Genomic DNA, 21,055 nt, shown 5'->3' with positions numbered 1-21,055 from the left:
AGCCAGTAGCCACGGGGTCTGCAGGGAAATTCCCCAAAACCCTGTCACAAGTTGTCACAGAAAAAATAAGACAAGTCAGCATACCTGCAACCCGCATAAATACTGGCCCTAAAGTTGATTTTCCTGCCCTGTCACAGATGTCACGGGTTTTTTTGGCGTGCACACCCGAAAAGCGTATTTCAACCAGCAACAGGAGGCAGTTGTGAACCAGCGCCTGCTGCCCCTGTACCACCGGGTGGGGGAAATCCAGGTCTATCACGCCTGGTTGGACAACAGCGCGGTGCGCGGCGCATCCAGCTGGGCCGGGCTGGTGCAGGACGAACTTTTGTTTGGCTGTCTCGCCCGCGAGGCCGCCTATACCGCACGCGGGCAGCGCCCGTGGCACTGTTCACCCCTGGAGGGAATCGAGATGGAACACAACACAGATAAGACCGTATTTGTGCTGGATCTGGCCGAGGCTCGGCTAGTGCGCCTGGCGCTGGCCCTGTGCCGCGAACTTATCGCCTGCCCGGAAACCACCACGGTGAGTAGGGATGAAGCCGTGCGCGAGCTGCGCGCCGCCCAGGACATCTTTGCGGATCACGAGGCGCGGGCCAAACAACTCCAGGTACTAAACCGGGAACTGCAAGGAGGCTGCCATGCAAATGCTTAAGATCCGGGTCGAAATTTATCCGGATCTGCTCTGTCAGCTGCGAGTTCTAGTGCGACGCCGCGAGCAACTGTGGGCGCAAAGGGAATGCCGATCACTGTCTCCACTGGAAACCGACGAACTTGCTCTGATCAACGCCCGCCTGGCGACATTTGCCTGCGATGTGATGGCAATCTCCGATCCGCAGCAGCGGGCGCTGCATTGAGAGGAACGAAACCATGACGACTCAACTTTATGCGGCCATCTGTGAGGGTTCCAAATATTTCCATCAGAACCCGCTTCGGAAAAGTCGACGAAGGCTGCTTTTTTTGTACAAGAAATTCAATCATCGCATCCGTTGTTTTGAAGAAAGGCGGGATTGTGCCCAATAAGCGCTTCAATACATGGACTTACGAGAGTTTATATATTTCGGGATAGCGGTCGCGGTGACCGTTTTTCTAATTTGGCGGATTGTACAGAATTTGCGCAATTCGACTCGTTCGAATAGATATTGAAGATCTGGCGCAGAATTGCTTTCGTGAGTGTAATCCGGATAATAGTAGCCGTGGGGATCTCTGTATAAATTTTAAGCAACATACAAGTAATAAAGATGGCTGACTGTCCAGATTTTAGAAAATACAATTTGCAACAGCTTCAAGAAGCATATTTTGGGGTTAATAAAAAAGTTTACCCGGAAAGGGCTCAAGAAATTTTGGATAGGATAGAACAAAGAAAGCTATCTCACCCAGAAGAAATTCCTATTCCAAAAGTTGGTGTTGCAGGTCGATGGGAGCGCTTATTATCTGCCATAATTGATGGAGCAATAGTTAGTGCCGCATTTCTACCTATTGCAATTTTCCTGGCTCCAAAATACTCAGAAAGCAATCCCATCATTTTTTCTTTGTTTTCCATACTATATGTATGTCTTTCATTTTTAGTTTTAAATGGCTCATTGTTAATTGATCGAGGACAAACAATAGGAAAGAAGATTTTAGGAATTTCAATAAGAGATTTACAAGGAAATCTTCCGAGCTTTAACACTCTCATTATTTTCCGGCCTTTGCTAAAAGTGTTTTTTGGGATGCTTCTTCCTTTAGATCTTGTTAACAAATTGATAATTTTCAGAAAAGATAAGCGTTGTTTACATGATCACATTCTGGGTACCAAGGTGGACTACATCTAAGGCGCTTAAGAAACTGTTGAATATGGATATCACTCTGTGCGGGGGCATGTTCAGGTCACTTCGCCCTAATTTCCTCTGAAAATGTGCATAAAGAAAGCTCCCGCTAAGCGTGAAATCTAGGCATCTGAAGTAATGACGTTCAAACTCCTACAATTAGTTATCCCGACACTGATGATTTTGTTTGGCTTCTTCCAAACTATAGTTTACTTGAGACTGCGTAAAACGTTCGCTAATTGGCCTATAGTGGCTGGAGAAATCACTCATTCTAGACTATTGAATCAGCTGGATCTCAATGGCAGGGAAATGATTGAGGCGATAATTTCATTCAATTATAAATTTGAAGGTAAGGAGTATAAGTCCGAAACTCCGGCCTTAAGAGGCTATGACTTATTTCCTAGTTTAGCGTACGAGGCTTATCTTACGAATAAATATCGTCCTGGTGACGTTGTTAATGCCAGGGTAAACCCAAGGGTCAATGAAATTGCATATTTAGAGATTGCGCCTTTTAGTCGATTAAGTGCTGTTTTAGTTCCACTAATGCCAATTTTGGGCATTACGTTATTTATTTTTCTAAATAGCGAATATTCATCAGAGCTTTATGAGTACTTATTTTTGCAATATGATTTGGTTATGTATAGGCTGCATACTAACTAATTAGTTGTCAACGAATCATGAAAATACATTATTTACGGTCATGAATTCTCAATTAATTGAATGGCAAATCAGGGCCAAAAATGGCCAACTGTGGACAAGTCTGGAACTTCCGGGTTCTTTTATGGCGAAATCTGGAAATCCGGGTTTTTAGCTATACAGATATGGCAATTTACTGCTAAATAGGAGGGCCGTATTGGTGCATAGAAGCTAGGAACTTGATCACTGAGACGGAGTTCATCAGCATGCCCGAATCCGAATGTGTTACTCAGCCAGCCAAGGTGTCAATAGAAGCAATTGCATTAGTCGAACAACGTTACCTCTGCTTTATTCAAGCTGTGCAGGATATACGTTTGGCGCTCTGTGCGCTGAATCTGGATGCACCTGATGAGGCGCAAGTGGCGCTTCTGCACCTTATTGACGAGCGACTAGTGTGGTTGGAGTCGGAGGGGAAAGCGGAGTTATCCAGTTTGCAGGACAGACTAGGCGCTTAGTTGAGGAAGAGCGTTTAGCTATACGGGGTCCCTGGGGCATCTAAAATGGATTTCCCTGCTGTTATGTGATTCAGGTCTCGGCTGCCTGTTGCGGGTTTATTTGGTAAAATTGTCCCGGATAACCGATCGAGGGCTCAGTGATGGAAACACAGGCAAACGATACAGCTCACGCCAAGCCGGTCATGGATATGACCCCCATGCGCATCGGACTTTGCTGTCCACATTGCGGCGCCAAGGCGCGGGCGCGGACCAGTCAGCAGATCACACCGTTGTATCGGGAAATTTATTTCCAGTGCACGGATGTGGAATGCGGGCACACCTACGTCGCCGCACTCTCGGTGTTGCACACGCTATCCCCGAGCGCCAAGCCAAACCCCGACGTGAATATCCCTCTGTCCCCCAGAATTGTACGCCACTGATCCAGTCGCTATGGGTGCCCTTGGGGCACCCCGAGCCTGCGTCGTTTTGCGTCGCCCGCAAGCTATTGCCAACTCCCTTGCAGCCCCCGCCATAGCTGGGCCGGGCTGACTTCCGCCAGCAAGTCAAAATCAACACATTAAGTCCGCAGGCGAGGCGTGGGGCTGACTGCGCGCGCCGGGGCGGCGCAGGCCTGCGGCAGGCCAGGGGCGGTCGGTGGCGGATGGGAAAAAAGGCCGCCTGGTGCGGCCGGGGAGGAAAAGGAGCGAGAGCGGTGAGGACGGCTTAGGCGGGCTGGGGGGACGGCTCGGGACCGACGTCGACTTGGTAGGGCTGGAACTGGATCACCTCCTCACCAATCCATTCGTTGAGCTCGGCGAAGCGCGCCTGCAAAGGCTTAAGTTCATTCTCGTTAAACACCCGGGTCGCCTTCTCCACGTCGCCGAAGCCGGCTTTGTTCTTGGGAATAATCCCCATCAGTTGCGGTGGCACGCGGTGGGCGGCGAGCACGTCGTCGCGGCTGGCGTCTTTGATGTGCAGGAACTCATCCCTGGCCGCGACCTCGCTGATGGGAATGACCTGGATGCCGTCTTTTTTGCCGTCGGGACTGTAGAGGAACAGGTTGCGGAAGTTGCCGGGGCCTTTGGATTGCTTCAGGGCCTCGCGCATATTGTCGATATCCTCTTTTTGTTGGGCGGGATCACTCACATAGAGAATAAAACCAGCGTGGCTGCCGTTGAGATAATACTTGCGGCGAAACAGGGTGGCGGATTCGTTGAGGTAGGCGGCCTGCAGGGCGCTCAGGTACTCGGGCACGCCGTAGATCTCCTGGTTGATATCCGGTTCGGCCAGGTGGAAGATGGAAGCTTCGGGAAATTCGTGCTCCTCTTGCCAGCCCTGCACAAAAAAATACTGTTCATCCTGGCCGCGGCGCACATACTTGGCCAGTGCCGGCTGCAGGTGCAGTGGCTGGCGCGCCAGGTTGTCGCGCCGCTCCAGATAGCCGTTGCCAAAAATCAGGTATTCCAGCGCCCAGCGGGAAAAGGCCGCGCGGCTCAGCATCCGGTGCGGTATAAAGGTCGAGGCGAGGATATTGCGTTTCACATAGATGGCGGAACTGTGGTGGGGGCTGGCCCGAAAACTTTTTGACAGTCCGTGGGGATTGATGGGCGGCTCATACCAGCGGCCGTTGTACCAGCTCTCCACATAGTCCAGGATCTCGCGCCGGTCCAGCACCGGTACCGGCTCGCCAAAGCTAAACGCCTCCATGCGGGTGCCGGTATCCGGGGTCGCCGCTGCTGCTGCCGTTGCCGCTGAAGCGCCGGGGCCTGGCTTGCGCCGTCTCTTTCTGCTCATGAATAGATCTCCATAAAACCGCTGCTGTAGTTATCCTCGCTGCCGGCGCCCAGGGGTTCATTGCCCAGGGCGTGCATGGTGGCCCAGGCCAGTTCCGCGTGGCCGGTCGCCTCGCTGCGCCCGGCCTGGTAGGTCACCTGGCGGCCGCTCGGGGTGAGTGTTTTTTTGATTTGCATAAAGGACTGCGCCAGGTCGGTCCAGCCCGCATCGAATTCCAGCCGGCCGTTGCCGATGACGTTGAGTGCGCGCAGCACCAGTTCCGTTTTCACCGCCGGGGAGTAGTTGAGCGCAACGGCGGCGGGGAAGAATTTGCGCACCAGCTGGTAAACCCCGGTGCCCAGGCCGGTGGTGTCGATGGCGATGTAGGCCACCGCATAGCGCTCGGTCATTGCGCGGATCTGCTTCGCCTGGGATTCAAAGTCCTGGCCCTTCCAGCGGTGCTTTTCCAATACCCGGAACTTGCCGCCGGGCACCGCCGGCGGAGCCACCACCACACAGCCGGCACCGTCGCCGTCCAGGCCCGGGTCGTAACCGATCCACACCGGGCGCGCGCCGTAGGGGCGCAGGGCAAAGGGTTTGATGTCCTCCCAGATTTCCCAGCTGTCCACAAAGCAGCGCTGCATCATCGCCAGGGGAAACACCGACTCGGTGTCGTCGATAAACTGGCACAGCAATAGATTCGCCCATTCGTCGGCGCTGTATTCCAGTTTCAGCTGGTCCAGATCGAACAGATCGCAGCCGCCGCGCAGGGCGTCCTCCACCGTGACGATTTGCCGCCACTGTCCGTCCTCGCAGTGCCGCCCCGGGGCCAGTGCGCTGTGGCTGAGATCCAGGGCGATCCGCTCCGCTTTGGGTCGCCCGCGGTTGTAGAGTTCGCCGGCCCAGAAGGGATAGGCGTCGTGGGTGATGGCGCTGGGTGTGGAGATATAGGTCAGCCGCCATTTTTTGTGCATCGCCATGCCCGAGGCGACTTTGCGCAGCTCCTGGAACTTGTGCACCCAAAAATATTCGTCGAAGTACAGATTGCCGTGATAGCTCTGCGCCGTGCGCGCATTGGTGCCGAGAAAATACAGGTGGGCGCCGTTGGGCAAAATCATTGGATCGCCGCTGAGCTCCACCTCCGCCTCGGCCGCATACTGCACCATGTACTGTTTGAACACATGGGCCTGGGACTTGCTGGCGCTGAGAAAAATCTGATTGCGCCCGGAGTGGATGGCATCCGCCAGCGCCTCCCGCGCGAAATACCAGGTGGCGCCGATCTGCCGCGACTTGAGGATATTGCGGATCCGGTGTTGCAGCCCGGCACCGTACCAGTCGCGCTGGTATTCAAACAGGGTGTCGCGAAACAGGGTGAGGAGTTTTTCCTTTTGCGCCTCCGTCATGGCATTGCGCTGGCGCCGTTTGCGCGACCCGGTGTTGCGGTTGGCCACTTTTGGGTTCAGGTCGCCCTCGTGGCCATCTTCCCGGGCATAGCGGCGCACCCGCGCCAGCCGTTCAATCTGCCGGCCCAGCAGATCGATTTCCTTAAAATCGGTGCCGGTCTTGGGCTCTTTGGCAATCAGTTGGATCAAGCGCGCCTCCAGGGAGGTTTCCACCCGCTCTATGGCCGGCGCCTCGCCCCAGCGATCGCGTGTCTTCCAGCTCTCCACCGTGGTGCGCGGCAGGTCCAGGTGCCGGGCGATATCCCGCGTGCGCCAGCCCTGCCAGTAGAGGCTGCGGGCGGCCCGGCGCGGATCCGTGGTGGGGGCGGTGATGAACATGCCGGCAGCCTATACCGCCGTTTGCCACCGCCGGGCTCTGCCCCCTTTGTCCCCGGCGCCGTTACAAGCCGCGCGCATTGAGACAGGCGGCGCGGCTCCCGACTATCAGCCACAACCGCTTTTAGCCGGAACTGACACAGGGCCACCCCATGGCAAAGAAATACAACTCCAAATGGTTTCGTATCGCCGTCGAGGGCGACACCACCGACGGCCGCGCCATCCAGCGCCAATGGATCGAGCAGATGGCGGCCAACTTCGATCCGGAAAAATACGGCGCGCGGATCTGGCTGGAGCATTTCCGCGGCATATTGCCCGACGGCCCTTTTAAAGCCTACGGCGATATCCTGGCGGTGAAGGCGGAAGAGGTCACCATCGACGGCGAACGGAAAATGGCGCTGTTCGGCCAGATAGATCCCACCGCAGACCTGGTGCAGATGAACCAGAAACGCCAGAAGCTGTATTCCTCGGTGGAAATTGATCCCAACTTCGCCAGCAGTGGCGAAGCCTACCTGGTGGGCATGGCGGTCACCGACTCTCCCGCGAGCCTCGGCACCTCCATGCTGGAATTCTCCGCGCAGCACCCGGATGCCAATCCCTTCTCCGCGCGCAAACAGCGTCCGGAAAATCTGTTTACCGCCGCCACCGAAGTCACCCTGGAATTTCAGGAAGTGGAAGAGCCGGGCGAGGGACTGGTATCCCGCATCCGCGAGCTGTTCAAGCAGAAAAACCGCAGTGACGACACCCGCTTTGCCAACATGGAAGCCGCCGTCGAAGAAGTGGCGGGCAACACGGTGGACACACTGGAAAAGTTCAGGGACGAAGTTGCCGCACTCAGGGAAGAGTGCCGCAAATTCGCCACCCAGCTCGCCGCCGCCCGCGACCAGACCGCGGCGCTGGAAAAGAAAATCGATCACACCGAAAACCCGGCCGGCCGGCGTCCCGCTGCCGCCGGTGGCGACGGCCAGGCACTGACCGACTGCTGACCGGAAAAACCCGAACGCCGCGGTGGAATCCATCGGAATCCGCTGCGGCACTTAGGAGCAACAGAAGATGCGCAACGAAACCCGCAAAATCTACAACGCCTACCTGGAGCAGATCGCCAGGCTCAACGGCGTGGAAAAGGCCACACAGAAATTTGCCGTCGACCCCTCGGTGCAGCAAACCCTGGAAACCAAGATGCAGGAATCCTCCGAATTCCTCGGTCGCATCAACGTCATCGGCGTGCGGGAACAGGAAGGGGAAAAGCTCGGCCTGGGTATCGGCAGTCCCATCGCCAGCACCACCAACACCGCCGACCAGGATCGCCAGACCAAGGATCCCAGCACACTGGATGCGCAGCGCTATCGCTGCGAGCAGACCAACTCGGACACCCATATCACCTATGCCAAGCTGGACGCCTGGGCCAAGTTTCCCGATTTCCAGACCCGGGTGCGCGACGCCATACTGCGCCGCCAGGCCCTGGACCGGATACTGATTGGATTTAACGGCCTCAGCCGCGCCGCCACCTCCGACCCGGTCGCCAACCCGCTGCTGCAGGATGTCAACAAAGGCTGGCTGCAGCACTACCGCGAGCGGGCCGCAGAGCGCGTGATGACGGAAGTGGTTGAGAGTTCCGGCCAGATCAGCGTCGGCGCCGACGGCGATTACAAAAACCTCGATGCCCTGGTGTACGACGCCACCGGCAGCCTGCTGGATCCCTGGTATCAGGAGGACACCGAACTGGTGGTGATCTGTGGGCGCAGGCTGTTGCACGACAAATATTTTCCCCTGGTCAGCACCCAGGAAGCCCCCACCGAAAAACTGGCCGCGGACATTATCCTCAGCCAGAAACGTCTGGGCGGACTGCCCGCCGCGCGGGTGCCGGGCTTTCCGGACAACAAACTGCTGATCACCCGCTTCGACAACCTCTCCGTCTACTGGCAGGAGAGCTCGCGCCGCCGCACCCTGGTGGACAATGCCAAGCGCGACCAGATCGAGAATTACGAATCCTCCAACGACGCCTATGTGGTCGAGGATTTTGGGGCCGGCTGCCTGGTGGAAAATATCGTTATCCAGTAGCCGGGCAGCCAATCGATAGCCTCAGCTGCGCCGGCGGGCGCTTTTCAAATCGACAGCAAGCGGAGTACCCCATGACAAGCCCAGCCCAGCGCCACTATGAACGCACCCTCGCCGCGCAGGCCGCTACCGAGAACAGCCATAGCCACCACGCCAACGCCTACGAACGAATGTTGATGCAGCTGACAGAGGATCGCCGGCGGCTAAAACAGGTGCAGTCCGTGGAGCGCAAGGTGGCACTCAAGCGCCAGCTGCTGCCCCGTTATCACGATTGGATTGCCGGCACATTGGAGGGCGGAGACGGCGCCCAGGACGATGTGCTGATGACCGCGCTGGTGTGGCATATCGACACCGGTGACTATGGGTGGGCACTGCGGATCGCCGACTATGCCCTGGCCCACAATCTGACCTTGCCGGACCAGTACCAGCGCGACACCGCCACCGTGATCGCCGAAGAGATTGCCGAAGCCGCGCTGGCCGCCCTCGGTGCCGGCCAGGCGTTCGACTTGGCGGTGGTGCTGAACGCGGATCAACTCACAAGGCAGCGCGACATGCCCGACCAGGCCCGCGCCAAACTGCACAAGGCCGCCGGTCTGCTGCTCAGTGAAGAAAATCCCCAGGCGGCGCTGGAACACCTGCGTCGCGCCCTGAGTCTGCACGACCGCGTCGGTGTCAAAAAGGACATTGAAAAGCTGGAACGCGCGTTAAAAAAAACCACCGGCGGGACTGATTGAGCGATTGCTCTCCCGCCGCTGAACCGAGCGACCCACCGCGCCCGGCGGCGGGGCGGAGCCCGCGATAGCGCACAGCGATTCCAGGGCTCCGCCCCCCACCGCCGACTTCGCCGGCAGCAGGGAACAACCCCATGAACCCACTTGTCGTCAATGTCCCGGACAGCCAGCCCACCAGCGGCGAGCCGTTTGGCAATGACGGCTGGTTCCCGGATATCGACCAGGAACACCTGCGCGATAGTGTGCGGATTCACGGTGATATTCCCGAGCAGCGGCTCAGGGAAGCCTGTCTCTACGCCATGGCCAGCGTCAACCGAGAATTGCGGGACTGGCAAAGCCAACAAATCGAAAGCGGTTACAGCAGCCTGGCACAGGTGCCCGGCACCCAGATGGGCGGGGAGAGCCAACTGCTGATGCTCTACCGCCGCGCTGTGTACAGCACCGTCAAGGCGGATCTGACCGAGCGCTACCGCGACCACGACAGCACCGGCGCCGGCCACGATCGCGCCGACGACCTCAGCCCCGGCATCGACGAACAGCGCCGCAACGCCCGCTGGGCCATCAGTGCAATCCTCGGGCTGTCCCGCAGCACCGTGGAGCTGATCTGATGCGCGTGCGCGCCCTGCAGGGGGACACACTGGATGTTCTCTGCCATCGGCACCTGGGGCGCACCGCCGGACTTTTGGAACAGGTGCTGGCCCTCAACCCGGCCCTGGCCGAACTGGGGCCGCTGCTGCCCAACGGCACTTCGGTGACACTGCCGGAACCGTCCCAAGCCGCGGCGGAACAGCAACCACTGGTACAGCTCTGGGACTGATGGACAGATCGCGCCGTGGCGAATGCCGGACCCTGCGGGAGGAGAGAAACAGGAGAGGATGATGCAGTTACCCGATTATGCCCAATTGCAAAGCGTGATGACGCGCAAAGCCTATGGATTTTTTGACCGCGGTGATTACAACCTGAACCTGGTGGGCATCCGCAAAGCCGACACCAGCGCCAATACCTTTAACGACCACCTGGCCGTGGCGTTTCGTCTCAACGGCGCGCCGCATTGCTACCTGTTTCCCGCCACCACCGACCCGGGCCTGTACTGGCGCCAGCAGCCCGCCAACGTCAAGGGCACCGCCATCCTGGTGCCCGGCCAGTACCCGGGCCTGTGGCAGATCGGCAAACACCAGGGCAGCTACACCGCACTGGTGCAGCGCGGGCCGGTGCGGGTTTATCGGGACAGCAATCGCGACCGGATACTCGATACCGACGCCCCCATCGAGGGCGGCTATTTCGGGATCAACTGTCACCGGGCGTCCGCCCACCAAAACAGCCAACAGGTGGACCGCTGGAGCGCCGGCTGCCAGGTGTTGGCCGACCCGCTGGATTTCAATCTGCTGATGGCCCTGTGCCGGCGCGCGGAACCCCTGTGGGGCAACCGCTTCACCTACACCCTGATCGAGGAGGGCGACCTGTGAGTGCAACAGTCATTGCCAGCGCCGCAAAGTTTTTGCTCGGCGGCCTGTTTGAGACCCTAAAACACCGCCGCGCGGTCAAGGCGGAAGAGCGACGCGGCGAACTGGAATTGAAAAAGGCTTCCAACAGCGCGCGCATACAACGCGCGCAGACGGGTGACAACCACGCCGCCGCCATGGATCTGGAAAGCGTGGGGCAGCGCGGCTGGAAAGATGACTTTTTGCTACTGCTCACCACACTGCCGGTGGTGCTCCTGTTTATCGCCCCACTGTATGAACTGGTGATTGCGGAACACTACCGGGCGGGTGATCTGCAGCGGGCGGTGATGGCCCGCTTTACCGCCCTCAAGGCCACCCCGGAATATTACTGGTGGGCACTGGCGGCCATTTATATCGACACCTTTGGCTTTCGGCGCATGTTGCGCACCGCGGTGGAAGCCTGGGCCGGAAAACGGATGTTCGGCAAAGGGCAGGGATGACAATGAACCTGAGTGAACAGCAAATGGAAGCGCTGATGCGGAAAGCGAGCAGGGAAGCGGCGCGCACGGCGGTGGAGGATCTACTGCAAAAACTGGGCGTGGATACCGTCGACGTGCGCGAGACACAAAAAGATTTTGCCCACCTGCGCACCCAGCGCAAAGCCAGCGAGCAAATCGGCACCTGGACCCGCCGCGCGCTGCTGTTGTTTGTTATCACCTCCGCCTGCACCCTGTTGGTCACCGGCATCAGGGGCGCCTTCGCGGACCTGCTTAAATGATCAAGCCCGACAGCCTGCGGGCTTTTGTTCTGGAAGCCGTCCCGCACCTGCGGCGCAACCCCGATGCGCTGCAGGTGTTTATCGACAGGGGCAACCTGGTGAGCACCGGCGCCCCGGGTTTCGCCTTCGAGTACCGCTATACCCTCAACCTGCTGGTCACCGACTATGCCGGCCACCGGGATGCCCTGGTGGTGCCGCTGCTGGTGTGGCTGCGGGAGCAGCAGCCGGAACTGTTTCAGAACCCCAATCAACGGGAACAGATCCGTTTTGAGGCGGACATACTCGACCGGGATAAAATGGACCTCTCCTTCGAGATCCCCCTCACCGAGCGCGTCGGCGTGACTCCCCGGGAGGCCGGGGGTTTTAGTGTCGAACACTATCCGGAGCCCCAGGAGGCAGCGCCCTGGCCCGCCACCCACTGGAAACTCTACCTGCGGGACCAGCTGATCGCCGAGTGGGATATCGAGGGCGGACAAAACAGTGTCTGACCCGCTGCGGCAGCTGGAAACCTGGGCCGCGCCCTTGCTGGCCAAACTGACGCCCGCCGAGCAGCGCAAGCTGGCGCGCAGTATCGGCACCCAGGTGCGCCGCCGCCAACGCCAGCGCATCGCCGAACAGAAAAACCCCGACGGCAGTGCCTTTGCGCCGCGCAAAACCCGCGAGCTGCGCGGCAAGGCCAACCGCCTCAAACGCCGCCGCAAAATGTTCCCCAAGCTACGCAACGCTCAACACCTCCGGGTCCAATCCACGGCGGACGGCGCCGTTGTCGGTTTTTTGGGCCGCGCCGCCCGGGTGGCCAGGGTGCACCACTATGGCCTGCGCGAGAAGGGTATCGAGTATCCGCAGCGACAGCTTCTGGGTTTTAGCCACGCGGATCAGGAATTGGTGCGGGATTTGTTGTTGAAGCACCTCGCTGATTGATGGGAACCAAGACGGGCGAAGTCTCAGGCGTCTATACCGGTACTTTTTGATGCTATTTTCTTACGAGGGCATGAATTCCTTTTGAGATTGCTTTTAAGCAATTTCTACTCAGGTGTACGGCGCGTATATTTCGGTTAGATTAAGACCTTAGTACCAAATTTGTTAATTATTACTCAAGTAAAAAGGAGCAAGGGCAAAGCTTAGGACTTGCTTTATCAGTAGAGCATATGCCTCAGCTAGAGTTCCGCGTAAGCATATACAGGTTCGTTTGAATGGGCGCCTTACTTATTAATTGTGTTAAGCTTAGCGTCGTCGAAAACTTATAAATTTTCAAGGCATTGTGACATGCAATCAATTTACAAAAATCTTATTTTCGCGGTTTTTTCTTTTTCCATTCCTTCAGCTTTTGCTCTTGAGGACCTTGGTGCCTCCCAATATTATTTGACGGCAGGGGCATCCATTATTGGTGGGGGGCAAGGTTACAACGACTATTGTATTAGTAACAAGCCAGTTGTCAGTACTTTGGGGGAATTTATCAATTCCATTAATAACGCGGTTGCCGGAGATGTTATCTACATCGATGATGATGCCACAATAGACTTGACTGGGCTTGGCACCATTGATATTCCTGCAAATATTACAATTTGCAGTGGTCGAGGGCGTGACGGATCACTTGGAGGAAAAATCACTAAAGCGCATAGTGGTAGCAATGACATTATGTTTAATGCGCTGGGAGAAGGGATTACGGTCACAGGGTTGCGATTAGATGGTCAAGATCCTGAGATCAGGGATTATCTAGAGAGTACATATGATGAGCCACTTATAGCAGGAATATACGTTCAAGATAATCAGATTACTGCTCAAAATCCAGTTATAGTATCCAATAATGAAATAACCGGATTTAGTTACTATGGCGTTGGAACAGAGAGAGGATACGGTAATGGTTTGGGTGAGTTATCCGTAATCGTTAAGAATAATTATATCCATCACAATCGAAGAAAAGGACTTGGATATGGTGTATTGGTGGATGGCGATAGCAATGTTTTAGTTGAGGCGAACTATTTTGACTTTAATCGTCATGATATTGCTGGATCTGGTGACCCCGGGCAAACTTACGAAGCTCGTTACAATTTGGTGGGTCCAGGGGGGAACAGCCACAATTTTGATATGCACAGACAAAATGGTGGAAAAGGCGGATACAAAAATGGTGGTGATCTAATTCGTATTCATCACAATTCATTTAGCTTAACTGATTATCCAAATGTTGTGATACGTGGGATTCCTGATACTGGTGCATTTATTTCTTATAACAGCTTTCCAAAAACCAGTTCTGAATCGGCAGTTCAAGTTTATGAGAGTGGCCGATTTTATGTTTCCAGTAATTTGGGAAATACACGGGGATGGATGATTTCAGAATCTGCTTCAAAGTCTTGGAGGATGATAAATGCTAGCCGGATTGCTAAAGAGAACCTTCGTTATGGCGATTTTGTTGGAGATGAAAAAATTGACGTATTCACCAGCTTTCAAGGTCGTTGGTACGTATCTGATGCTGGCACTAAACCTTGGCAACCATTAGCCCAGTCTGCGCGCGCCATCTCTGACTTGAGGTTTGCGGATCTTATTGGTGATGAGAAAACAGATGTATTCAGTATAGAAAATGGCCAGTGGTTGGTATCTGAAAGTGCAGCAAAATCCTGGGTTAGTATAGCGAACTCTAGCTATTCACTTGATGATCTTGTATTTGCCAACGTGATAAGTGACGCTAAAGATGATGTGATTTATATGTCGGGCTCACAATGGTTTGCGACTGATGGGAGACAGTCAAGCTGGACTTTTTTGGGAGCGTCCACTGTAAAGCCTAATGATATTTTGGTGACAGATATAATAGGTGCAAATGGCGATGACTTTTTTATGGCCACGGGATATAGATGGTACGCATCGGAGGGTACCCCAAACTGGCAACCATTGGCTACCTCGCAATCACTAGTTGGTCAATTGAATGTTGGGGATGTCGTGGGCGATAAAAAAGGTGATATTTTAATTTCGGAGAACGGAAAGTGGCTGGTGTCAGAAAGTGGAGTTGGGTCTTGGCAGCCGATAGGGAACTCAACCTATGCTATAAGTGATCTCGTTGTTCGGGATTTTGTTGGTGATGCAAAGGATGATGTTTTGCGAATTAAGTAATATCGGGTGATTTTCTAGGGGATTTTGAGCCTAAGAAAGACCGTATTTTCGGCGGTCAGTCGGGCCAGGGCTACACCACAGTATTCAGGTGACAGCTCTGGCCCGATAAACTACCTCCCACTGCAAAGTATATTGCTGCAAGTTGAAAGCATTTTTTAATTGCTCACTATGTAATTAGTCAATCCATTTCCCGCAACGCAGTGATGACGCAAGTGGTTTCCTCGTCATCGATAACATACGCTAGCTTTTTACCCCTTGCTTTTGCAGACAAAGCATAAGCATATTGGGCTTTATTAAACTCGGTGCCATCCATATTGATTTGTCCTCGACTGAAGGAGCAATTTGAATAGAATTGAGGGGAGGTGATGTATGCAACACCATTATTAAGCTCCAAAGTCCATTCAGTAAGTGTTGTTCCCCAAACCCGCGCCGCGCTAGCTGTGCTCGAAAAGGCTGATATTACTGTTGCAATGGTTACTAATCCTAAACCCTTTTTCATATATTTCTCTTTTGTGTTTTTACGTAATAGTTTATTTAAAAAACTGCCCCAGAGTAATTACTTCATACCCAGAAATTTTCTTTTATTTTGATCACTTTGGAGCCCCATAAAACTCAGTGGGATAGCAGTTTTCTCTGGCAGAAATCTGACGTAGCTTTGCAGATCAATGTGAGCAAATATACTTTGTAACCAGCACTGCTACAAGCCGCCGCCACTGCGGTCATGCCGGCGCTCGCGCACCATCGCGGGCATGGCCAACACCTTTACCGCTGTGGATCTCTCCCGGCTGCCGGAGCCGGACGTCGTGGAAGCGCTCGATTTCGAGTCCATCTTCAGCGCCATGCTGTCCGACCTGCAGAGCCGCGACACCACCTTCGACGCCCTGACCGAAGCCGACCCCGCCTATAAAATTCTTGAGGTGGCCGCCTACCGGGAACTGCTGCTGCGTCAGCGGGTGAACAACGCCGCCCGCGCCGTGATGCTGGCCTACGCCGAGGACGCGGACCTGGACCAGATAGGCGCGCTGTTCGGGGTCCAGCGTCTGGTGCTGGACCCCGGCGACCCGGTGAACGGTATCGACCCCACCGTGGAATCCAACACCGAATTCCGCCGCCGCATCCAGCTGGCCCCGGAGGGGTTCAGTGTCGCCGGCCCGGAGGGCGCCTATATTTATCACGCCCTGGGCGCCGATCCCGGTGTCCTCGATGCCAGCGCCACCAGCCCCAGCCCCGGCGATGTGGTGGTCTCCATCCTCGCCCGGGACGGTAACGGCACAGCGGGCACGGCCCTGCTGAACAGCGTGGCCGCGGTGCTGCAGGCGGACCATGTGCGCCCCATGACCGACCGGGTGAGCGTGCAGTCCGCGCAAATAATTTCCTATGTGGTGGAGGCCACCCTCTACACCTACGCCGGCCCCGGCGCCGCGGTGGTGCTGGCCGAGGCTCGGGCGCAGCTGCAAACCTATATCGAAGACAGCCACCGCCTGGGCCGCGACGTCACCCTGTCCGGTCTCTACGCCGCCCTGCATGTGCAGGGGGTGCAGCGGGTGGCGCTCACCCAGCCCACTGCCGATATCGTCGTCAGCCGCACCCAGGCCACCCACTGCACCGCCGCCACCGTCACCCACGGCGGCGTGGACGAATAGCCTCGTGGCCAGCCTGCTGCCCGCCAACGCCACCGATGTCGAGCGCGCCCTGGAAGCCGCCACCGCGCGCATCGCCGAGGTGCCGGTGCCCTTGCGGCAACTTTGGAATCCGGACAGCTGCCCGGCGGAGCTGCTGCCCTGGCTCGCCTGGGCCCTGTCCATCGACGCCTGGAAGGATTACTGGCCGGAACAGGTGAAGCGCGAGCGTATCCGCAACGCCATCCAGATTCAGCGCACCAAGGGCACCGCCTATTCCGTCTGCACAGTGGTGCAGAGTTTTGGCGGCGCCGTGCAACTGAGCGAGTGGTGGCAGCAGGATCCGCCCGGCGCGCCGCACACCTTTGCGATGTGGCTCACCCTCAACGGCTCCGGCGGCCAGGAGGCCAGCGCCCAATACGTGGACGACGTGATCGCGGAAGTGGAGCGCACCAAGCCCGTGCGCAGCCACTGGAGTTTTACCCAGGGCGTCGAGGCCCGCGGCTGTATCGGTTTTGCGGCCGCGGCCCGGCCCGCCGTTTACCGCCGCCTGCAACTGCAGGCGGTCTGAGGAGCTTTTATGAGCGGATTGCAGATCATCGTGACCGACGCCGGCCGCCAGGCGCTGATCAATGCGGACAACACCGGCACGCTGCCGGTGCGCATCGCCAGCATCGGTGTCACCGCCGAAGTGTTTGTGCCGCAGGCATCCCAGACCCAGCTGCCCGGTGAGATCAAACAACTGGATACTTTTGCCGGCAACGCGGTGGCCGACAATACCCTGCATGTCATCATCCGCGACGATGGACCGGACACCTATACCTTGCGCGGTTTCGGCCTCTACCTGCAGGACGGCACCCTGTTCGCGGTCTACGGCCAGAGCGGCGTGATACTGGAAAAATCCACCCAGGCCACCCTGCTGTTGGCCGCGGACGTCTGTTTTACCGACATAAATGCCACCGACCTGAGTTTTGGCGACACCAGCTGGATCAACCCGCCGGCCACCACCGAAACCCCCGGCGTGGCGGAGCTGGCCACCGATGCGGAACAGATAGAAGGTGCGGACGCCAGCCGCGCCTCCACACCCAGGGGCGTCAAGGCCGCGCTGGATGATCGCCTGGGACAAGGCGCCCCCAAAAGTTTTGGCAAAACCCTGCTGGCCCAGGACGACGCCGACGGGGCGCGCCAACACCTGGGACTGGGGGACGCGGCCACCCAAAACCAGGGCCCCGGCAATGGCCTTCACGCGGACAAACTGGATGGCGAGGAGGGCAGCTACTACCTCAACTGGGAGAACTTTACCGACAAGCCGCTCAGTTACCCGCCCGCCGCCCACAGCCACGCCGCCGCTTCCATCACCAGCGGCATTTTTGCTGTGGCCCGTATTCCCGCGCTGGATGCCGGCAAAATTACCTCCGGCACCTTCAGTGCGACGCGCATCCCCCCACTGAGCGCCAGCAAAATCACCAGCGACACCTTTGACACCGCCCGTATTCCCGCGCTGGATGCCGGCAAAATCACCACCGGCACCTTGGGCTCAGCGCGCATTCCCTCGCTGAGCGCCAGTAAAATCACCAGCGGCACCTTTAACGCCGCCCGTATTCCCACACTGTCCACCAGCAAGATCAGCGGCCTGCAAGCCGCGCTCGATGCCAAAGCCTCCCTGGGCGCCAGCGTCACGTTTAACAACATCACGTCCAATTCCGGCAACCATCACACCCCCGCCAGCCGTCACTATTTCGACAAGCAGGTGCAGGCCAACGGTGGTTTTAAGGTTTATTCCTCCCGCTTCACGAAAAAAAATATTCGGCCACTGCAGCTGGGATTCGAGGTGCTGCGCAAACTGCGCCCGGTGCGCTACCAATACCGTCAAAATATCTGCCGCGACCAGCGCCCGCGCCTGGGTTTTGTCGCCGAGGAGGTCAAACCCCTGCTGTCGGAGCCGGTGGCGGACGACGGGCGTAGCCTGCCCGCCATGGACTACGACCAGATGCTCGCTCCCGTGGTCGGCTGGCTGCAGCTGCTGGATTCGCGACTGTTAAAACTGGAGAAGGGCCATGCCTAAAACCAACGCGCGCCTGCGCGAAATCGCCCCCGGTGTCCTGGCCGAACGCCTGGCCACAGAGGTCCACCTGTTTTGGAATCCCGCCGACGACAGCGCCAGCATCGCCTTTCAGACCAGCGAACACCTGTGCGTCGCCGGGCAGTGGCAACCCCTGGTGCCCGACGCCGTCGGCGGCCAGGTGCTGGAATTAAATCTCGCCGATATCCGCACCCGCACCTTCGCCAGCGGGCTCAATGACCCGGTCACCGGAGTGGATCTCGGCGGCGTCACCCCCGCGGGTCTGATGCTGCTGATCAAAAACGCCTTCGACAAACTCTACAACGAAGCCCAGGGGGAGTGAGCGGCCATGCAATGTCGGGAACAACTGGATTTTATCCGTCAGGTATTAATGGACTTTGGCGGCACCCTGCCGGTGTCCGCGCGTGTCTGCTACGAGCCCATGGCGCAGCGGCATTTTGACGCGCTGGCCGCGGCCCTGGCCGACCGGGACGAAAAGAAAAAAGAATTCAGCCCCGCCGGGGATAAACCCATACCCGACTTGAATTAGCGTACACCATGGCAAGCGGCTACCAGACCAGCAGCGGCAGCGACCTGGACAGTGTTTTTGATCCCTATGTCCAGGGCACCAAACCGGCGGCCACCGGCTACCAGACCAGCGACGGCCGGGATCTGAACCAGCGCTATGCACCCCTGTCCTTTGGCAGCGCGGCCGCGTCCACCGGGATCAAACTGGCCAGCGGCGCAGACCTGAACACCCTCTGGGCGGCCACGGGCACCGCCAGTTATTACACGCCCATGAGCAATGCCACCTTGTCCCGCAGCAGCTCCAGTAAAAAAGGCGCGGGCACCGGTTCCATAAATTTGACCAGCGACTCGGTCACCGCCAGTGTCAGCGGCGGCGAGGCGCCCTATACCTATACCTGGCAGAAAGTCAGCGGCACCACACTGACCGTCAACAGCCAGGGGGCCGCCGCCACCACCTTTGCGCGCAGCGCCGGGGGCGTCAATACCACCTCGGTGTATCGCTGCAAAATTACCGATGGCAGCGGGGCCTCCATCTACACCGGCAATATCACCGTCAACTTTACCCACTACCGGCTCAACCCGGCGGCGATTGTGGACCACGAGAATATCGATGTCGCGCCGTCTTATGTACACGCCTATGTGGGGATCTATCGCAACGGTTCCGCGCGTGGTGGCGCCAACTATGTGGAGCCTGTCAGCAGCACCGTTGGCGATGGTTTTGAGGTGCGTTTTGATTCCAGTTCTTCCCAGCTCACCTACGGCAACTGCGACCTGGCCACGGTGTACACAATCAACGGCTCACGCACTATCGGCGTAACGGCGCATCAATCGCAAATCCACAAGCCCACCATCACCAAACTCTCGGATGTGCGCGTGCGCATCCGCAAAAAGAACGGCAGCTGGCTGATCGACAAAGTGGTACGGGTCAAGGCCACCTGCCTTGGGGGCGGCCCTCTCTGATAGCGGCTACAGGCGGTAAATCCCGCCTTTAACTTAAGAGGAGTATCTGGACAAGCGCATTGTCGCTATGGCTCTAATAAGTGTGATGCAATTCACCTTATGCTCTGGATGTAATGACCTGTAATTGACTTTCGGTGACAAGTCGTATGAACTATCTTTCAATATTTCGATGGTAGAATATTAATCAATTCCACGATAGTGAGCGAGAGCTTTGCCATTAGTAAGATGCATAGGAAAGGAAATTCTGCAATCTACTCCAACGACAATCAGGGGCTGATAGCTAAGGAGAGATAAATAGCTAACGAGTCGTTATTGCTGAAAAAGTAATTAGTTGAAACCGCGAGCTTCTACTTGAAGTCGAATTCACAATAAATAATTATAGAATTTTCCTAAAAAGCAAGACTCGTTATTCGCGCAAAAAATCTTTTTAAGATCTACTTTATAGATTTTTTATATAAAATAAATAGATTGGGTTTAATTTTGAATAAAAAAATTGTTTGGTTAAAAAATCTAGCTTTGAACAAAGTCAAATACATCATAATTTCGACTTTGTTTTTCTGTATGAATTCAACTGCTTCAGAAACTTTTATGAACGCTGTTGATACTTGTAGCAATTTCTCAGGTCATACAAATCCAATCTTACCTCCAATTGTAGGGTTTACATTCAATGAAGTGGCTGAACAATGTGCAGCTAGATGTGACTCTCTCGCTAATCGTGAGTGCACTATTCTTGGGGTTACAAATACATACATTTCAAACGGTACATATTATATTTTAAAAACTTATTACATGGAAGTCGAAATGCAGTTTATTAATCCAGCTAATGGAGAAGTGATCGGGACGTACGTAGGCTCGTTTATTACTCCGCATGAATATTCTTGTAAAGATGGATATATTCAAACAAGTGGGCAAGAAGTTGCTCCTTATAATATCCAATGTGAAAAAATCCCAGATTGTCAGCCTCCAACCACTTATAGCGTTGACAGCGGCCTCTGTGAAAAAGAGTGCCCAGCCGATAATCCCTGGGACAGTGTTGCGCGAGACTGTGTAGCTCCACCTGAACCGCAAAACTGCGATAATCTGGCCGGCAATCCAATCAATTTTTTTAATGGCCACAAACGACAGGAAGAAATCGTTTTCGAGGCGGAAGGGGATTTCCCGCTGACTTTCTCCTGGCGCTACAACAGCTTTGGCAATCATCAAAAGAGCGGCGCCGGGTACAGCCTTGGTGCCGGCGTTAGCGGCGCAACCACGATACATACCGAGCAGCCATTGCCTGCCGGCGA

27 protein-coding genes are annotated in these 21,055 nt (G+C 56.3%); 23 read left to right on the top strand and 4 right to left on the bottom strand.

Annotated elements, in window-relative coordinates; genetic code table 11:
- Window positions 1-202 precede the first annotated feature (202 nt).
- The 6 genes from ABVT36_RS16355 to ABVT36_RS16330 all read left to right on the top strand — a co-directional run bounded on the left by ABVT36_RS16355 (window position 203) and on the right by ABVT36_RS16330 (window position 3,375).
- A complete protein-coding gene (locus ABVT36_RS16355; protein ID WP_368457497.1) occupies window positions 203-652 on the top strand; it encodes a hypothetical protein in 450 nt (149 codons plus the stop codon).
- On the top strand, window positions 639-854 hold the full coding sequence (locus ABVT36_RS16350; RefSeq protein ID WP_368457496.1) for a hypothetical protein: 216 nt from the start codon (window positions 639-641) through the stop codon (window positions 852-854). Before ABVT36_RS16355 ends, ABVT36_RS16350 begins: the two co-directional genes overlap by 14 nt.
- Before the next feature lie 384 nt (window positions 855-1,238).
- Window positions 1,239-1,811, top strand: coding sequence for an RDD family protein (locus ABVT36_RS16345; RefSeq protein ID WP_368457495.1), 573 nt, complete (start codon window positions 1,239-1,241; stop codon window positions 1,809-1,811).
- 132 nt (window positions 1,812-1,943) lie between these two features.
- The gene (locus ABVT36_RS16340; protein ID WP_368457494.1) at window positions 1,944-2,465 is read left to right on the top strand and encodes a DUF3592 domain-containing protein; all 522 of its coding nucleotides are present in this window, start codon (window positions 1,944-1,946) and stop codon (window positions 2,463-2,465) included.
- A gap of 242 nt (window positions 2,466-2,707) precedes the next feature.
- A complete protein-coding gene (locus tag ABVT36_RS16335) occupies window positions 2,708-2,956 on the top strand; it encodes a hypothetical protein (protein ID WP_368457493.1) in 249 nt (82 codons plus the stop codon).
- Between the two features lie 140 nt (window positions 2,957-3,096).
- On the top strand, window positions 3,097-3,375 hold the full coding sequence (locus ABVT36_RS16330; RefSeq protein WP_368457492.1) for an ogr/Delta-like zinc finger family protein: 279 nt from the start codon (window positions 3,097-3,099) through the stop codon (window positions 3,373-3,375).
- 283 nt (window positions 3,376-3,658) lie between these two features.
- On the opposite strand, the gene ABVT36_RS16325 is transcribed toward ABVT36_RS16330, so the two are convergent.
- Window positions 3,659-4,729, bottom strand: coding sequence for a phage portal protein (locus ABVT36_RS16325; RefSeq protein ID WP_368457491.1), 1,071 nt, complete (start codon window positions 4,727-4,729; stop codon window positions 3,659-3,661).
- Window positions 4,726-6,489 carry a terminase ATPase subunit family protein gene (locus ABVT36_RS16320; protein WP_368457490.1) on the bottom strand — a complete coding sequence of 588 codons (1,764 nt, stop codon included), beginning with the start codon at window positions 6,487-6,489 and terminating at the stop codon, window positions 4,726-4,728. Before ABVT36_RS16320 ends, ABVT36_RS16325 begins: the two co-directional genes overlap by 4 nt.
- A 149-nt stretch (window positions 6,490-6,638) precedes the next feature.
- On the opposite strand from ABVT36_RS16320, the gene ABVT36_RS16315 reads away from it, so the two are divergent.
- From ABVT36_RS16315 to ABVT36_RS16265, 11 genes are all read left to right on the top strand, one after another.
- Window positions 6,639-7,472: a GPO family capsid scaffolding protein gene (locus ABVT36_RS16315; protein WP_368457489.1), complete on the top strand. Its 834-nt coding sequence runs from the start codon at window positions 6,639-6,641 to the stop codon at window positions 7,470-7,472.
- Window positions 7,473-7,539: 67 nt separating this feature from the next.
- Window positions 7,540-8,547 carry a phage major capsid protein, P2 family gene (locus ABVT36_RS16310; RefSeq protein WP_368457488.1) on the top strand — a complete coding sequence of 336 codons (1,008 nt, stop codon included), beginning with the start codon at window positions 7,540-7,542 and terminating at the stop codon, window positions 8,545-8,547.
- Window positions 8,548-8,618: 71 nt separating this feature from the next.
- Window positions 8,619-9,278 (top strand): phage terminase small subunit, encoded by a 660-nt coding sequence (gene gpM / locus ABVT36_RS16305; RefSeq protein ID WP_368457487.1) that lies wholly within the window; start codon window positions 8,619-8,621, stop codon window positions 9,276-9,278.
- A gap of 131 nt (window positions 9,279-9,409) precedes the next feature.
- On the top strand, window positions 9,410-9,883 hold the full coding sequence (locus tag ABVT36_RS16300) for a head completion/stabilization protein (RefSeq protein WP_368457486.1): 474 nt from the start codon (window positions 9,410-9,412) through the stop codon (window positions 9,881-9,883).
- A complete protein-coding gene (locus tag ABVT36_RS16295) occupies window positions 9,883-10,092 on the top strand; it encodes a tail protein X (RefSeq protein WP_368457485.1) in 210 nt (69 codons plus the stop codon). Before ABVT36_RS16300 ends, ABVT36_RS16295 begins: the two co-directional genes overlap by 1 nt.
- A gap of 61 nt (window positions 10,093-10,153) precedes the next feature.
- A complete protein-coding gene (locus tag ABVT36_RS16290; protein WP_368457484.1) occupies window positions 10,154-10,741 on the top strand; it encodes a hypothetical protein in 588 nt (195 codons plus the stop codon).
- Window positions 10,738-11,217 (top strand): hypothetical protein, encoded by a 480-nt coding sequence (locus tag ABVT36_RS16285; RefSeq protein ID WP_368457483.1) that lies wholly within the window; start codon window positions 10,738-10,740, stop codon window positions 11,215-11,217. The genes ABVT36_RS16290 and ABVT36_RS16285 overlap by 4 nt, the downstream gene beginning before the upstream one ends.
- A gap of 2 nt (window positions 11,218-11,219) precedes the next feature.
- Window positions 11,220-11,495 (top strand): hypothetical protein, encoded by a 276-nt coding sequence (locus ABVT36_RS16280; RefSeq protein WP_368457482.1) that lies wholly within the window; start codon window positions 11,220-11,222, stop codon window positions 11,493-11,495.
- Window positions 11,492-11,983, top strand: a complete 492-nt coding sequence (locus ABVT36_RS16275; protein ID WP_368457481.1) for a phage tail protein — start codon at window positions 11,492-11,494, stop codon at window positions 11,981-11,983. Before ABVT36_RS16280 ends, ABVT36_RS16275 begins: the two co-directional genes overlap by 4 nt.
- Window positions 11,976-12,416: a phage virion morphogenesis protein gene (locus tag ABVT36_RS16270; RefSeq protein WP_368457480.1), complete on the top strand. Its 441-nt coding sequence runs from the start codon at window positions 11,976-11,978 to the stop codon at window positions 12,414-12,416. The genes ABVT36_RS16275 and ABVT36_RS16270 overlap by 8 nt, the downstream gene beginning before the upstream one ends.
- Before the next feature lie 345 nt (window positions 12,417-12,761).
- Entirely contained in the window at window positions 12,762-14,600 is a 1,839-nt protein-coding gene (locus tag ABVT36_RS16265; protein ID WP_368457479.1) for a hypothetical protein, read from the top strand.
- Between the two features lie 178 nt (window positions 14,601-14,778).
- Here the strand turns inward: ABVT36_RS16265 and ABVT36_RS16260 are convergent, their stop codons facing one another.
- Window positions 14,779-15,099, bottom strand: a complete 321-nt coding sequence (locus ABVT36_RS16260; RefSeq protein WP_368457478.1) for a hypothetical protein — start codon at window positions 15,097-15,099, stop codon at window positions 14,779-14,781.
- A gap of 250 nt (window positions 15,100-15,349) precedes the next feature.
- Here ABVT36_RS16260 and ABVT36_RS16255 point away from each other — a divergent pair, with 250 nt between their 5' ends.
- The 6 genes from ABVT36_RS16255 to ABVT36_RS16230 are packed head-to-tail and all read left to right on the top strand — an operon-like array spanning window position 15,350 to window position 19,769.
- Entirely contained in the window at window positions 15,350-16,243 is an 894-nt protein-coding gene (locus ABVT36_RS16255; protein WP_368457477.1) for a baseplate J/gp47 family protein, read from the top strand.
- A gap of 4 nt (window positions 16,244-16,247) precedes the next feature.
- Entirely contained in the window at window positions 16,248-16,790 is a 543-nt protein-coding gene (locus ABVT36_RS16250; RefSeq protein WP_368457476.1) for a phage tail protein I, read from the top strand.
- A 9-nt stretch (window positions 16,791-16,799) separates the two neighbouring features.
- A complete protein-coding gene (locus ABVT36_RS16245; RefSeq protein WP_368457475.1) occupies window positions 16,800-18,284 on the top strand; it encodes a tail fiber domain-containing protein in 1,485 nt (494 codons plus the stop codon).
- Complete coding sequence (locus ABVT36_RS16240) at window positions 18,277-18,624, top strand: hypothetical protein (protein WP_368457474.1); 348 nt, start codon at window positions 18,277-18,279, stop codon at window positions 18,622-18,624. The genes ABVT36_RS16245 and ABVT36_RS16240 overlap by 8 nt, the downstream gene beginning before the upstream one ends.
- Before the next feature lie 6 nt (window positions 18,625-18,630).
- Complete coding sequence (locus ABVT36_RS16235) at window positions 18,631-18,831, top strand: hypothetical protein (RefSeq protein WP_368457473.1); 201 nt, start codon at window positions 18,631-18,633, stop codon at window positions 18,829-18,831.
- Between the two features lie 8 nt (window positions 18,832-18,839).
- Window positions 18,840-19,769, top strand: coding sequence for a hypothetical protein (locus tag ABVT36_RS16230; RefSeq protein ID WP_368457472.1), 930 nt, complete (start codon window positions 18,840-18,842; stop codon window positions 19,767-19,769).
- A 774-nt stretch (window positions 19,770-20,543) separates the two neighbouring features.
- Here ABVT36_RS16230 and ABVT36_RS16225 read toward each other — a convergent pair.
- Window positions 20,544-21,029, bottom strand: a complete 486-nt coding sequence (locus ABVT36_RS16225) for a hypothetical protein (protein WP_368457471.1) — start codon at window positions 21,027-21,029, stop codon at window positions 20,544-20,546.
- Window positions 21,030-21,055: the final 26 nt, after the last annotated feature.

Origin of the sequence: Microbulbifer sp. TYP-18, assembly GCF_040932045.1 — a bacterium.
In the GTDB taxonomy this organism is placed as follows: Bacteria; Pseudomonadota; Gammaproteobacteria; order Pseudomonadales; family Cellvibrionaceae; genus Microbulbifer.
Note: the sequence above shows the minus strand (reverse complement) of the source record. Positions and strands in the feature narration are given on the sequence as shown.